The 13,505-nt window shown below is 66.8% G+C and carries 12 protein-coding genes; 7 read left to right on the top strand and 5 right to left on the bottom strand.

Annotated elements, in window-relative coordinates:
- The first annotated feature begins 250 nt into the window (after window positions 1-250).
- The gene (gene leuA / locus IEJ03_RS10445; RefSeq protein ID WP_192034799.1) at window positions 251-1,966 is read left to right on the top strand and encodes a 2-isopropylmalate synthase; all 1,716 of its coding nucleotides are present in this window, start codon (window positions 251-253) and stop codon (window positions 1,964-1,966) included.
- A gap of 221 nt (window positions 1,967-2,187) precedes the next feature.
- Here the strand turns inward: leuA and epmB are convergent, their stop codons facing one another.
- Window positions 2,188-3,234: an EF-P beta-lysylation protein EpmB gene (epmB, locus tag IEJ03_RS10440; protein WP_192034798.1), complete on the bottom strand. Its 1,047-nt coding sequence runs from the start codon at window positions 3,232-3,234 to the stop codon at window positions 2,188-2,190.
- Window positions 3,235-3,331: 97 nt separating this feature from the next.
- Between epmB and efp the strand changes: the two genes are divergently transcribed.
- Entirely contained in the window at window positions 3,332-3,898 is a 567-nt protein-coding gene (gene efp / locus IEJ03_RS10435) for an elongation factor P (RefSeq protein ID WP_192034797.1), read from the top strand.
- Window positions 3,899-4,110: 212 nt separating this feature from the next.
- Window positions 4,111-5,085 (top strand): EF-P lysine aminoacylase EpmA, encoded by a 975-nt coding sequence (gene epmA, locus IEJ03_RS10430; RefSeq protein ID WP_192034796.1) that lies wholly within the window; start codon window positions 4,111-4,113, stop codon window positions 5,083-5,085.
- Between the two features lie 155 nt (window positions 5,086-5,240).
- Here epmA and asd read toward each other — a convergent pair whose 3' ends face one another.
- The 3 genes from asd to rsgA all read right to left on the bottom strand — a co-directional run bounded on the left by asd (window position 5,241) and on the right by rsgA (window position 8,081).
- Window positions 5,241-6,095: an archaetidylserine decarboxylase gene (asd, locus tag IEJ03_RS10425; RefSeq protein ID WP_242457937.1), complete on the bottom strand. Its 855-nt coding sequence runs from the start codon at window positions 6,093-6,095 to the stop codon at window positions 5,241-5,243.
- Between the two features lie 45 nt (window positions 6,096-6,140).
- Entirely contained in the window at window positions 6,141-6,971 is an 831-nt protein-coding gene (locus IEJ03_RS10420) for a rhodanese-like domain-containing protein (RefSeq protein ID WP_192034795.1), read from the bottom strand.
- Between the two features lie 84 nt (window positions 6,972-7,055).
- On the bottom strand, window positions 7,056-8,081 hold the full coding sequence (gene rsgA, locus IEJ03_RS10415) for a small ribosomal subunit biogenesis GTPase RsgA (protein ID WP_192034794.1): 1,026 nt from the start codon (window positions 8,079-8,081) through the stop codon (window positions 7,056-7,058).
- A gap of 58 nt (window positions 8,082-8,139) precedes the next feature.
- On the opposite strand from rsgA, the gene orn reads away from it, so the two are divergent.
- Window positions 8,140-8,727, top strand: coding sequence for an oligoribonuclease (orn, locus tag IEJ03_RS10410; RefSeq protein WP_192034793.1), 588 nt, complete (start codon window positions 8,140-8,142; stop codon window positions 8,725-8,727).
- Between the two features lie 113 nt (window positions 8,728-8,840).
- Here the strand turns inward: orn and queG are convergent, their stop codons facing one another.
- Window positions 8,841-9,947: a tRNA epoxyqueuosine(34) reductase QueG gene (gene queG, locus IEJ03_RS10405; RefSeq protein WP_192034792.1), complete on the bottom strand. Its 1,107-nt coding sequence runs from the start codon at window positions 9,945-9,947 to the stop codon at window positions 8,841-8,843.
- Between the two features lie 127 nt (window positions 9,948-10,074).
- Between queG and IEJ03_RS10400 the strand changes: the two genes are divergently transcribed.
- From IEJ03_RS10400 to IEJ03_RS10390, 3 genes are read left to right on the top strand one after another with little or no spacing between them, the layout of a single operon-like run.
- Window positions 10,075-11,580 carry an NAD(P)H-hydrate dehydratase gene (locus IEJ03_RS10400; protein WP_192034791.1) on the top strand — a complete coding sequence of 502 codons (1,506 nt, stop codon included), beginning with the start codon at window positions 10,075-10,077 and terminating at the stop codon, window positions 11,578-11,580.
- Window positions 11,558-12,043 (top strand): tRNA (adenosine(37)-N6)-threonylcarbamoyltransferase complex ATPase subunit type 1 TsaE, encoded by a 486-nt coding sequence (tsaE, locus tag IEJ03_RS10395; RefSeq protein WP_192034790.1) that lies wholly within the window; start codon window positions 11,558-11,560, stop codon window positions 12,041-12,043. Before IEJ03_RS10400 ends, tsaE begins: the two co-directional genes overlap by 23 nt.
- On the top strand, window positions 12,040-13,467 hold the full coding sequence (locus tag IEJ03_RS10390) for an N-acetylmuramoyl-L-alanine amidase (RefSeq protein WP_242457936.1): 1,428 nt from the start codon (window positions 12,040-12,042) through the stop codon (window positions 13,465-13,467). The genes tsaE and IEJ03_RS10390 overlap by 4 nt, the downstream gene beginning before the upstream one ends.
- The last annotated feature ends 38 nt before the right edge of the window (window positions 13,468-13,505 follow it).

Below are 13,505 nucleotides of genomic sequence, written 5' to 3'. Positions count from 1 at the left end.
GCCGGGCGACGCCGTGCGTCGCATTCTCGAGTCGAGATCGTTCAGGTTGTTGAGGTAGCAAGATGTCCACCAGTCACATGTCGTCAAGCGTATGCGTCACCGCGGTGTCCCGGGTCTGCGACCCTCGAGGCTATCGCCGCGTATCCGCCATTTGCCGATTTTCCCCGACCGACGCCCCGGCCTGCTCTTCGCAGCCGGGGCGTCGTCGTATGTACACGCCATCACTCGCCCCGCGCCAGGAGTTCACGCCATGATGCTCGCCGACCCGTCCACCAAGTACCGTCCCTTCGTCGCCGTCGACCTGCCCGATCGCCAGTGGCCCAGCCGGCGTATCGAGACGCCGCCGCTGTGGTGCAGCGTGGACCTGCGCGACGGCAATCAGGCGCTGATCGATCCGATGGATCTCGAGCGCAAGAAGCGTTTCTTCGATCTGCTGGTCAAGGTCGGTTTCAAGCAGATCGAGATCGGCTTCCCGTCTGCCTCCCAGATCGACTTCGATTTTGCCCGCGAGCTGATCGAGGATGATCTGGTGCCGGACGATGTGACCATCCAGGTGCTGACTCAGGCGCGTCCGCATCTGATCGACCGTACCTTCGAGGCCCTCAAGGGTGCGAAGAAGGCCATCGTGCACGTCTACAATGCCACCGATCCGGTGTTCCGCCGCGTGGTGTTCAATGTCGACAAGAGCGACTGCATCAAGATCGCCTGTGATGCCACCGCCCTGATCCGCCAGCGCATGGAGGAGGCGCCGGAAACCGACTGGACCTTCCAGTACTCGCCGGAGCTGTTTACCACCACCGAGATGGATTTCGCCGTCGAGATCGTCGACGCGGTCATGGCCACCTACGGCGCCACCGCCGAGAAGCCGATGATCGTCAACCTGCCGGCGACCGTGGAATGCGCCACCCCGAACAACTATGCCGATCAGGTGGAGTGGTTCTGCCGTCACATCAGCCATCGTGATCACCTGATCGTCAGCGTGCACCCGCATAATGACCGCGGCACCGGCGTGGCCGCCGCCGAGCTGACCGTGATGGCGGGCGCCGATCGTGTCGAGGGCACCCTGTTCGGCAACGGCGAGCGCACCGGCAACGTCGACATCGTCACCCTGGCCATGAACCTCTATACCCAGGGCGTGCACCCGGCGCTCGACTTCTCCAACATCACCCCGATCATGCGTGAGGTCGAGCACTGCAACCAGCTGCCGGTTCACCCGCGCCATCCCTACGTTGGTGACCTGGTGTTCACGGCCTTCTCCGGTTCCCACCAGGATGCCATCAAGAAGGGCATGGCCCTGCGCCGTGACAATCCGGACGCGGTGTGGGAGGTGCCCTACCTGCCCATCGATCCGATGGACGTCGGCCGCAGCTACGAGGCGGTGATTCGCGTCAACAGCCAGTCCGGCAAGGGCGGCATCTCCTACCTGCTCGAGCAGGAGCACGGCATCGAGCTGCCGCGCCGCCTGTCCATCGAGTTCAGTCAGGTGGTCCAGGAGGTCGCCGATCGCACCGGTCGCGAGATCACCTCACAGATGATCTATCAGGCCTTCCGCGACGAATACCTGGAAAAGGACGCGCCCTATGGCCTGATCAACCATCGCCTGTCCTCGGAGCCGGACAGCCCGCGGGTGCATCTCGAGGCGCTGATCGAGCAGCAGGGTGAGCGTCAGACCATCCGTGGCGAGGGCAATGGACCGTTGGCCGCCTTCATCAAGGCGCTGGTGGCGCACGGCGTGGATGCCGAGATCATCGACTACCACGAGCACTCCCGCGGGCAGGGTGCCGACGCCGAGGCCATCGCCTACGTCGAGGTGCGTGTCGGCGAGGAGGCGATCTTCGGCGTAGGCATCGACGAGAGCATCACCGCCGCCTCCATGAAAGGCGTGATGGGCGCGCTCAACCGCCACCTGGCCGACGAGCCGGCGGCCGCCAACGTCACCGCCGAGAGCCTGGCCGGCGTGAAGTGAGTGTCGTGAAGTGAGTGTCGTGAAGTGAGTACTGAGAGGTGATCACTGAAGCCTCGGCGTGGCACTGGCGCCGAGGCCGCTGGCTTGCATGACAAGCCGTGTGAAAACATCGCCCCCGCGACCGACAGGTCGCGGGGGCGTTTCTTTGTGGTGGTGCAAGATCGATCAGAGGTCCCGGGTACGGTGAGGCTCTGTCGCAGGCCAAGGCCTGCTGTCGAGGCCTACAGCGGGGTCTTGCTGGCCTCGCCGGGCACCTCGCGGACCAGTCGCGGCATCAGGAAGCCCGGCAGGTGGTCTCGCAGTGCGGTAACCAGGGCGCGCGCCTCCTCGTCGGGCACGTCGAAGTGGGCGGCTCCGCTTACCGGGTCGAGCACATGGAGGTAGTAGGGCAGCACCTCGGCCTCGAAGAGACGCTCCGACAGCGCGGCCAAGGCCTCCACGCTGTCGTTGACGCCGCGCAGCAGCACGCTCTGATTCAGCAGGGTAACGCCGGCGGCCTTCAGTCGCGCACAGGCTGCCACCACGGCGTCATCGATCTCCTGGGCGTGGTTGGCGTGCAGCACCACCACCTTCTGCAGCCGGGTGCCGCCCAGCCAGCCGAGCAGCGCCTCGTCGATGCGGGCCGGAATCACCACTGGCAGGCGCGTATGAATGCGTAACCGCTTGAGGTGGGGGATCTCCTCGAGGCGTGCGACCAGCCAGGCGAGCTGGCGATCGCTCGCCGCCAGCGGGTCGCCGCCGGAGAGGATCACCTCATGGATCGACGGGTCCCCGTGAAGGTAGTCGAGGGTCTCCTGCCACTGCGCCCTGGAGGGCGAGTTCTCCTGATAGGGGAAGTGCCGGCGGAAACAGTAGCGGCAGTTGATGGCACAGGCGGGGCTCGCGATCAGCAGCACGCGGCCGGCGTACTTGTGGATCAGCCCACGGCGCGGGGTGTGGTCGGCCTCCTCGAGGGGATCGGCGACGAAGCCGTTCACCGTATCGGCCTCGGCGCCCAGCGGCAGGACCTGACGCAGCAGAGGGTCGCCTGGGTCGCCCGGCCGGATGCGGGAGAGGTAGGCCTCGGGAACGCGCACCTCGAACAGCGCATGGCCGTCTCGAGCACCGGGCAGGGCATCGTCGTCAAGCCCCAGGCGGCGGCACAGTTCGGCGGGGTCGCGTATCACCTCGGCCAGCTGGCGCTGCCAGGCCGGCGAGGCGGGCTGAGAGGCGGGCGAGGAGGCGAGATCGGTTGCAATCTGCACATTGGCAGGGCTTCGGGTTATCATGCGCACACACTATCAGAGGGCGAGGGCCTGAGCCCGCGTCACATTTTCGATTCACGTCCGGCAACTGGCCGGCGTGACCAACTATCGGTGAGGAATCATGGCGAGCTATTCTACCAACGAATTCAAGGGCGGTCTGAAGGTGATGCTCGATGGCGACCCCTGCGCGATCGTGGAGAACGACTTCGTCAAGCCGGGCAAGGGGCAGGCCTTCAACCGCGTCAAGCTGCGCAACCTGATGACCGGCCGTGTCTGGGAGCGCACCTTCAAGTCTGGCGATTCCCTCGAGGCCGCCGATGTCCTCGAACTGGAGATGGAGTATCTCTACAACGACGGCGACATGTGGTACTTCATGAAGACCGACGGCTCCTTCGAGCAGTACGCGGTCGAGAAGCGCGCCCTGGCTGACACCGAGAAGTGGCTCAAGGAGCAGGTGCCCTACACCGTGACGCTGTGGAACGACAATGCCATCACCGTTACGGCGCCGAACTTCATCGAGCTTGAAGTCACCGAGACCGACCCCGGCCTCAAGGGCGACACCGCCCAGGGCGGTTCCAAGCCGGCGACCCTGTCCTCCGGTGCCGTGGTCCGCGTGCCGCTGTTCATCAATGAAGGCGAGGTGCTCAAGATCGATACCCGTTCCGGCGATTACGTCTCTCGCGCCTGACGAGGGGCCCTGTCTGCGCTTACTCATGCGGCGTTGAATCCTGGCTCGGCGTGCTCGATTAGCGTTGCTAAACGCCGCCGCCTCACCAGGCTTCGCCTTGCCTGAGCATCGCTCGAAGAGGGCGCCAGCTCAGAGTCTGTTCGACGCGACCACATCGCCGATGTGGTCGCGTCGTCGTTTCGGGATTCGCAACATCGATAAAGGAGACCGGTATGGCCACCGACTGGCAACCCTCGGCAAGCCTTAAGACCCTGCACGATCGGGCGAGACTGATGGGGCAGGTGCGCGCCTTCTTCGCCGCGCGCGACGTGCTCGAGGTCGAGACGCCGATGCTTGGCCATGGCGGCAGCACCGATGTGCACCTCGATTCCCTGTCCTGCGAGGCGACGACCCCCGCGGGTAGGGAGCGGTTGTGGCTGCAGACCTCGCCGGAATTTCACATGAAGCGCCTGCTGGCCGCCGGCAGCGGGCCCATCTTCCAGCTCGCCCGCAGCTTTCGTGACGGGGAAGTGGGTAGGCGCCACAACCTCGAGTTCACCATGCTCGAGTGGTATCGACCGGGCTTCTCGCTGACCGCCTTGATCGACGAGACCGATGCCCTGATCCGCGACGTGCTGCCCCATGATCCCGGCCCGCAGCGACGGCACCACTATCGCGACCTCTTCCGCGAGCGCCTCGCCATCGACCCCTTCACGGTCGAGCTCGAGACCCTGCAGGCGCTGGCGACGGAGCAGGGCGGACTCGATATGGCCGACGCCGGCCGGGACGATTGCCTGGATCTGCTGATGAGCCTTTCCATCGAGCCCACGCTGGGCGTTGACGGCCTCGAGGTGGTGACCGACTACCCGGCCAGCCAGGCGGCGCTGGCTCGGCGCCATCAGGATCCGGAGGACGGCGCCTGGGTGGCCTCGCGTTTCGAGGTCTACCTCGATGGGCTGGAACTCGCCAACGGCTATGACGAACTGACCGACGCCTGCGAGCAGCAGGCGCGTTTTCATGAGGACAATGCCGACCGTCGGGCGCTTGGAAAGCCGGAAGTGGACGTCGATGAGCGTCTGGTGGCGGCGCTTCGTTCAGGCATGCCCGCGGGCAGCGGCGTTGCCCTGGGCCTCGATCGGCTTTTCCAGCTGGCGCTTGGCAAGGGCAGCGTCGCCGAGGTGATGGCCTTCTCGACGCCGCGCTGCTGAGGGGGCAAGCGAAGCCGTCGACAGCCAGGACAAGGCGCCCCCGCGCGCTCGGGCATACCGAGCCCGCGGGGGCGTTTTCTTGTGACTTCGGGGTAGGTAGTGCTCGAAAGCTGGATCGTTGCGCCGCCGTCAGGAGGTCTCTTGTGGAGGATTCCTCAGGAGGTCTGAGGTGCGTGCTTCGGAATCTCGCCGAGGCGCTCGCCCATGCGCACGTTGGCATCGAGGCTGGCAGCATCGAAGCTGGCCTCGTGGCCGAAGCACATCACGACCGTCGAGCCGAGCTTGAAGCGACCCATCTCGGCCCCCTTCTCGAGGGTAATCGGTTCGTCGAAGCGAATGCGCTGCACCTGATCGCTCAGCGGGGTGATCTGGCCGGCCCATACCGTCTCGATGGCGGCAACGATCATCGCGCCCACCAGCACCATGGCCAGCGGCCCTTCCTCGGTATCGAAGATGCACACCAGCCGTTCGTTGCGGGCGAACAGTCCCGGCACATGGTCGGCGGTGGCCTGGTTGACCGAGAAGATGCGCCCCGGCACATAGACCATCTCCTTGAGGGTGCCGGCCAGCGGCATGTGCACCCGGTGGTAATCGCTGGGCGACAGGTAGACGGTGGCGAAGCTGCCCTGGCGGAAGGGGGCAGCACGGTGCATGTCGCCGCCCAGGAGGCTGGTCAGCGAGTAGGCCTGGCCCTTGGCCTGGATCAGGGTGCCATGATGGGTACGCCCGAACTGGGAGAGGGTGCCATCGGCCGGCGATACCATCCCCTCGGCGATGGGGCGCGCGCCCTTGCGCAGCGCCCGGGTGAAGAAGTCGTTGAAGCAGGCATAGGCGGTCGGGTCCGGCTCGGCCGCTTCTTCCATGTCGACCTTGAAGCGCTTGATGAAGGCGCGAATCAGGACATTCTTCAGCCAGCCCAGGCGGGTCTCGGCAAGGCAACCCACCATCCGGGAAATCAGGTGGTGGGGCAGGGGGTACTGGATCAGGGCAAACAGCTTGTCGCGGGTCACGTAGGGCGTCCGTTGGTGTTCGATAGGTCGTCGATCATGGGGTGATCAGTGTTCGATCGGGGTGTCGTCGCGGTTGCCCCAGTCCTTCCAGGAACCGGGGTAGGCGCGCATCTCGGTAAAGCCCAAGGCCTTGCCGGCAAGCCAGGTCAGGCCGCTGCGGTGGTGGCTCTGGCAGTGGGTGACCACCTCCATGTCGGGAGTCAGGCCCAGGGCCTCGAGTTCGGTGACGAGTTCGGCATAGTCGCGCAGGCGCAGGGCGTTGTCGCGGTCCATGACGTCCAGCCAGTCCAGGTTGACCGCGCCGGGGATATGGCCGAGGTGCTTGTTCTGACCCTTTTCGCCGTCATATTCGGCCCGCGAGCGCGCATCCCAGACGGCGAAGCCCTTGTCGCCCAGGCGCTCCTGAATCGCCTCAGCGTCGATGCTCACGTCCGGGTGCAGGATTTCCGCCTCGTAGTGGCTGGGCGTGGTCTCGTTGGGCGTGGTTTCAGTGGCGAGCCCCGCCTGGCGCCAGGCATGGATGCCGCCGTTGAGATAGGAGTAGCGGGTGTGGCCGATCAGCTCTAGGGTCCACAGCAGGCGCCCGGCCCAGCCACCGCCCTCGTCGTCGTAGGCCACCACATGGGTGTCGCGATGAAGCCCCAGTGAGGAGAACAGCGCTGAGAGCTGCTCGACGCTCGGCGTCTCATTGGGCACGTCACCGCTGCCGCACAGCAGGTGTTGGTGGTCGAGAAACACCGCGCCGGGCACATGGCCCTCGAGGTAGCTGTCGGCCTTCGCCGGGACGTCGATGATCAGCAGGTCCGGGTGGCCGAGGCTCGCCTCGAGTTGCTCGGGCTCGACGATCAGCGAAAGCAGGTTGTCTTCGGAGCTCATGGGTCACGCCTCACGGTGTATCAGGGAATGCCAAGATAATGGCACAGCCGCCGGGCTGGTTTCTAACGGCGCGACACGCAAGCCTCAGCGACTTGTGTCGTTGAGGCTTGCGAGGATGCGCCGGTAGCTGTCGAAGCGGGTCGGGTCGATCTCGCCGCGCTCCACGGCGGCCAGCAGGGCACAGCCCGGTTCCTGGCGATGGCGGCAGTCGCGAAAGCGGCAATGGCCGAGATGATCGTGAAACTCGATGAAGCCCTGAGTGACCTCGTCCTCGGTCAGGTGACCGAGGCCGAACTCGCGGATGCCCGGCGAGTCGATCAGCTCAGCGTCGTCGGCCGAGGGCAGCCGATAGAGGCGGGCGGTCGTGGTGGTGTGGGTACCCTTGCGGGAATCCTCGGAGAGCGCGCCGATGCGCAGTGCCTCATCGGGCAGCAGGCGATCGATAAGCGAGGACTTGCCCACCCCGCTCTGGCCGACGAACACCGAGGTGCGGTCGGTCAATCGGGCGTGCAGGGCTTCGAGGCCGTCCTCATGCTGGGTGCTGGCCTCGACCACTGGATAGCCCAGGGCCGCATAGCGCTCGAGCAGCACCTTGAGGTCGCCGCCGCCCTCGGGCAGCAGGTCGATCTTGTTGAGCACCAGCACCGGGGCGATGCCGGTGGCCTCGGCGGCTACCAGGTAGCGATCGATCAGGTTGGCATGGGGCGCGGGCTCGACGGCGAAGACGATCAGGATCTGATCGATATTGGCCGCCACCGGCTTGAGCTGGCCACGGGCATCGGGGCGCTCGAGGACGTTGTCCCGCTCGCGCCGCGCCACCACCACGCCACTGCCTTCCTCGCCCAGGCGCCAGATCACCCGGTCGCCGGTGACCAGACTCTCGAGGTTGGCGCGCAGATGGCAGCGGTAGTGGGTGGCATCCTCGCCGGCGGCGACGTCGAGGCTGCGGCCGAAGTGAGCGATCACCCGGCCCTCGCGCTCGGGGCCGTATTCGCCGGCGCCGAGGGCGGCGTCGTCATCGACGTCGTGGCGGCTCGCGCGCTTGGTGCGCTCGGCCTGGATCTTCTCGATGCGCCAGCGCTGCTGGCGGGTCAACTTGCGTTTGCTCATGCGGGCCCATGGGTCTGTACAATGGCGTTCATTGTACCCACCCAGGAGACACCCCACCATGGCCGATGAGCAAGGCGCGCCGCGTAATGACCTGTTGATCTGGATCGATCTGGAGATGACCGGTCTCGATCCGAACCGCGAGCGCATCATCGAGATCGCCACCCTGATCACCGACAGCGAGCTGAACCTTATCGCCGAAGGCCCGGCGCTCGCCGTCCATCAGCCTGACGCTCTGCTGGCCGGCATGGATGACTGGAACCAGAAGACTCATGGCGCCTCGGGGCTGATCGAGCGGGTCAAGCAGAGCCCCATCGATACCGCCGAGGCCGAGCGCCAGACCCTCGAGTTCCTGGCGGCCCACGTGGCGCCGGGCAGTTCGCCGATGTGTGGCAACAGCGTGCACCAGGACCGGCGCTTCCTCGAGCGTGAGATGCCCACGCTGCTCGAGTTCTTCCATTATCGCAACATCGATCCCTCGACCCTCAAGGAGCTGGCCAAACGCTGGAACCCGGGTGCGCTGGCCGGCTTCGAAAAGAAGGGCACTCACCAGGCGCTGGATGACATCCGTGAGTCCGTCGCCGAGCTGGCTCACTACCGCCAGACCTTCCTGCAGCCGCCGACTCAGGTGCGTGACGAGGAAGAGTAACGCCCTGAGATAGGGCAGGAGGGTACTCGCCACCTTCGCCGAGGGGCTTGGAGGTCCCTCGTTGGCAAGGTGCCCAGCGTCAGGAGTCTAGCGTTGGGCTCTGGCGCTGGAGCTTAGAGAATGCGCTGAGCGCGCTTGTCCCGCTGCCGTGCGAGCGCCCAGCGCACGTGCTCGCGCACCAGGTCGGAGGGGTAGGCCAGCCGTGCCTTGAGGGCGGCTTCCACGGCTTCGCTCCAGGGCGCGTTGCCGAGTCCAACCGCCAGGTTGCGCAGCCAGCGCACGTAGCCGATGCGCCGGATCGCACTGCCCGCGGTCTTGTCCAGAAACTCCTCCTCGCTCCAGGCAAACAGCCGCGTCAGCGCGATGCGGTCCAGGTCGTGGCGCGGGGCGAAGTCGTCTTCCTGGCTTACCCGGGTGAAGCGAGTGAAGGGGCAGACCAGCTGGCAGTCGTCGCAGCCGTAGACCCGGTTGCCCATCGCCTCCCGGTACTGTTCGGGAATGGCGCCATCGAGCTCGATGGTCAGGTAGGAGATGCAGCGCCGCGAGTCGATGACCTTGTCATCGACGATGGCGTCGGTGGGGCAGGCGGTGCGACATGCCGAGCACTTGCCGCAGTGCTCGGTGTCGAAGGGCGCATCTGTGGGTAGCGGCAGGTCGGTGTAGAGCTCGCCCAGGAAGAACTGCGAGCCCGCACGCGGGTGAATCAGCATGGCGTTCTTGCCGAACCAGCCGAGACCGGCCTTCTGTGCCAGGGCACGCTCCATCACCGGTGCCGAATCGACGAAGGCCCGGTAGCCGATGGGCCCTACCTCGGCTTCGATGCGCTTGGCGAGGTGAGCGAGGCGCTTCCGTATCAGCTTGTGATAGTCCCGGCCCAGCGCATAGCGCGACACATAGGCGGTGTCGGGCTTTCCCAGCACCTTGGTGGTCTCGACCTCGGGGGGCAGGTAGTCCATGCGCACGCTGATCACCCGCAGGGTGCCGGGCACCAGCTCTTCCGGGCGTGTGCGCTTGGTGCCGTGCTTGGCCATGAATCCCATTTCGCCATGATGCCCCGCCGCGAGCCAGCGCTCGAGATAGCGCTCGTGGCTTTCAAGATCCGTGTCGGTGATGCCGACCTCCTGGAAGCCCAGTTCGCGGCCCCAGGTCTTGATCCGCGTGGCAAGTGCGGCCAGATCCGTGTCGGAAAGCTTGTGCGTAGAAGGGGCGGTGGTCGACATGGGCGAGAGTGTCACGGCTGGGGTAGTGGCTGGGATTGCGTCTGAAAACAATGGCTGAAGTGTCGAGTGGGCGACAAGCGCCCACACCCTACACTAGTCTCTGGATGTCGTCATCGAGGAGCCAAGCATGCAGGAAGAGGCAGGACGCCCGCTCTATCGGGCCGCCCAGGTCAGGGAGCTGGATCGACGCACCATCGCCGCAGGCATCGAGGGCTTTGCGCTGATGCAGCGTGCCGCCATGGCGGCCTATGGGACGTTGCGTGGGCGCTGGCCGGCGGTCAAGCGCCTGAGCGTGCTGTGCGGCGCCGGCAACAATGCCGGTGATGGCTATGTGATCGCCGCGCTGGCGGCCCTCGACGGCCTCGAAGTGCAGCTCTATAGCCTCCGCGATCCGGCGTCGCTTGAGGGCGATGCCGCCCGGGCGGCGATGATGGCCCGTCAGGCCGGCGTCGCCGCCAGTCCCTGGACGCCCCAGGCCGAGCTTAACGGCGAGCTGATCGTCGATGCCCTGCTCGGCACGGGTCTGACCGGCGAGGTGCGTGCGCCCTTTGCCGCCGCGATCGAGGCGATCAATGCAAGCGCACGGCCGGTGCTGGCCGTGGATATTCCCTCGGGGCTCTCGGCGGATACCGGCGCGATGCTGGGCTCGGCGGTGCGAGCCAGCCTGACGGTCACCTTTATCGCCGACAAGCTCGGCCTGCATACCGGCGCCGGGCCTGCCTTCAGTGGCGAGGTGCGGCTCGAGGCGCTGGGGGTGGAGCCGCTCGGCCATGAGGATCTGGTGCCGGCAGCCTGGCGGCTCGGTGGCGAGACGGCACTGCCGCCGCGCCCGCGGGATAGCCACAAGGGCAACTTCGGTCATTTGCTGGTGATCGGCGGGGCGCCGGGCTTCGGTGGGGCCGCGCTGCTGGCGAGTCAGGCCGCGGCGCGTCTCGGTGCCGGCAAGGTGAGCCTGGCCACCGCCCCCGAGCATGTCACGGCGAGCCTTGTGCGCTGTCCGGAGGTGATGGTGCATGGTGTGCGTGGCGCCAGTGATCTCGGAGTGCTGCTAGACACTGCGACGGTACTGGTGGTCGGGCCGGGCCTGGGGCTCGGTGCCTGGGGGCAGGCCATGCTGCAGGCAGCGCTGAGCGCCGGCAAGCCGCTGGTGGTGGATGCCGATGCCCTGACCCTGCTGGTCAGTCGTTGGCCCACGCTCAAGCGCGATGACTGGCTGCTGACTCCGCACCCGGGCGAGGCGGCGAGGCTGCTCGCCAGCAGCGGGGCGGCGATTCAGGCCGATCGCCCGGCGGCGGTGCGAGAGCTGGTCGAACGGCGTGGCGGCGTGGCGGTGCTCAAGGGCGCCGGCAGCCTGATCGCCGACGAGGCGGGCCTGGCGGTCTGCCCCTTCGGCAACCCGGGCATGGCCAGCGGCGGCATGGGCGATGCGCTGTCCGGCCTGCTGGGGGCGCTGATTGCTCAGGGGCTCTCCCTGCCCGCGGCGGCACGGCTTGGTGTGGTGCTGCACGCACGTGCGGCGGATCAGGCCGCGGCGGCCAGCGGGGAGCGTGGTTTGCTGGCCGGTGATCTGGCATCCTATGCGCGACGATTGATCAATGGCAGGACATCAGATGCACGTGATACTTCCGGATGAACAGACGCAGGTGGCCTTCGGCGAAGCGCTGGGGGGCGCCCTCAAGGGGCGCGGTCAGGTCCATCTGGAAGGCGAGCTGGGCGCGGGCAAGACCACCTTGACCCGGGGCGTGCTGCGCGCCTATGGGCATCAGGGGGCGGTCAAGAGCCCGACCTATACGCTGGTCGAGCCCTATGAGCTGGGCGATGTCCATCTCCAGCACTTCGACCTCTACCGGCTGGGCGATCCCGAGGAGCTCGAGTTCATGGGCGCCCGCGACCTGTTGGGCGACGATCAGCTGAGCCTGATCGAGTGGCCGAGCCGGGGGGCGGGGTGGCTACCATCTCCCGACCTCAGCGTGCGGCTCGAGGTCCTGACACAGGGTCGTGAGGCCATCCTCGAAGCCGGAAGCGACTGGGGGCGGGCGGTGCTGGCACGGCTCGCCGACTGGGCCGACACCAAGGACGTATCGACGACATCATGAACTGGATCGCTACCCTTCTCGGTCGGGGGCATCGCGGCCTGAGGCCGCTGGTCGCGGCGGCCGGCCTGCTGGCGGCGCTGGGCGGGGGCTCCGTCATGGCCGCCGACGTGGACAACCTGCGTCTGTGGGCGGCACCCGATCATGCGCGCCTGGTGTTCGATCTGTCCTCGCCGGTCGAGGCGGACGTCTTCACCCTGGACAGCCCCGACCGGCTGGTGATCGATCTCGTCGACAGTCGACTCGAGACCGACAGCGGGGCCCTGAACCTGGAGGGCAGCGCCATCACCGCCGTGCGCACCGGGGTGCGCGATGGCGACGACCTTCGGGTGGTGCTGGACCTCGCGCGTCGCGTCGAGCCCCGCCACTTTTCCCTGAGCCCCAACGATCAGTACGGTCACCGTCTGGTGGTGGATCTCGAGTACCCGGGGGAGAGCCCGGTCGAGGATCCCATCGAGGACATGATCCGTGCCCAGCAGCAGGATGCCCGGCCGGCGGCATCGACCGGTCAGGCCAAGGCCGCTCCGCATCCCAAGCGCGACATCATCATCGCCGTGGATGCCGGCCATGGCGGCGAGGACCCGGGAGCCATCGGCGGCAGCGGTACCCGCGAGAAGGACGTGGTGCTCGACATCGCCCGCGTGCTGAAGCGCATCATCGACGACGCGCCCGGCTTTCGCGGCGTGCTGATTCGTGACGGCGACTACTATATCGGCCTGCGGGAGCGGACCCGCATCGCCCGCGAACAGAAGGCCGACTTCTTCGTCTCGATCCATGCCGATGCCTTCTCCAGCGCGCGGCCCAAGGGCAGTTCGGTGTTCGCCCTGTCGCAGCGGGGGGCTACCTCGGAGACCGCCAAGTGGCTCGCCGACAGCGAGAACCGGGCCGACCTGATCGGCGGTGTGGACGGCAACCTGTCGCTCCGTGACAAGGACGAGGTGCTGCGGGGGGTGCTCCTGGACCTGACCATGACGGCGACCCTCAATGATTCCCTGGCCATCGGTGGGCAGGTGCTCGATCGCCTCAAGCGGGTCAATCCGCTGCACAAGCCGCGAGTCGAGCAGGCGGGTTTCGTGGTCCTGAAGTCGCCGGACATTCCCTCGCTGCTGGTCGAGACCGGCTTCATCTCCAACCCCCAGGAAGAGCGTCGCCTGCGGGATCCCTCGCATCAGCGGGGGCTGGCGCAGGCGGTCTTCTCGGGTATCGAGGCGCACTTCTCGCGCAATCCGCCGCCGGGTAGCCTGTTGGCCTGGCGGCGGGATCAGGGCCGCGGCCAAGCCAGCAACGAGTACCGCATCCAGCCCGGTGATACGCTTTCCGAGATCGCCGCCCGCCATCAGGTGTCGCTGGCCATGCTCAAGCAGGCCAACGAGATCAATGGGGATGCCATTCGGGTGGGACAGGTGCTGCGCATTCCGAACTCCTGAGCTGCGCCGCCCGCGGGGCAGGTGCCGTGCAGTCGCGC

This window comes from Halomonas sp. YLGW01 (assembly GCF_014840935.1).
Lineage (GTDB): Bacteria > Pseudomonadota > Gammaproteobacteria > Pseudomonadales > Halomonadaceae > Onishia.
The sequence above is the reverse complement of the archived record's forward strand: the minus strand, read 5'-3'. Positions and strand labels throughout refer to the sequence as shown.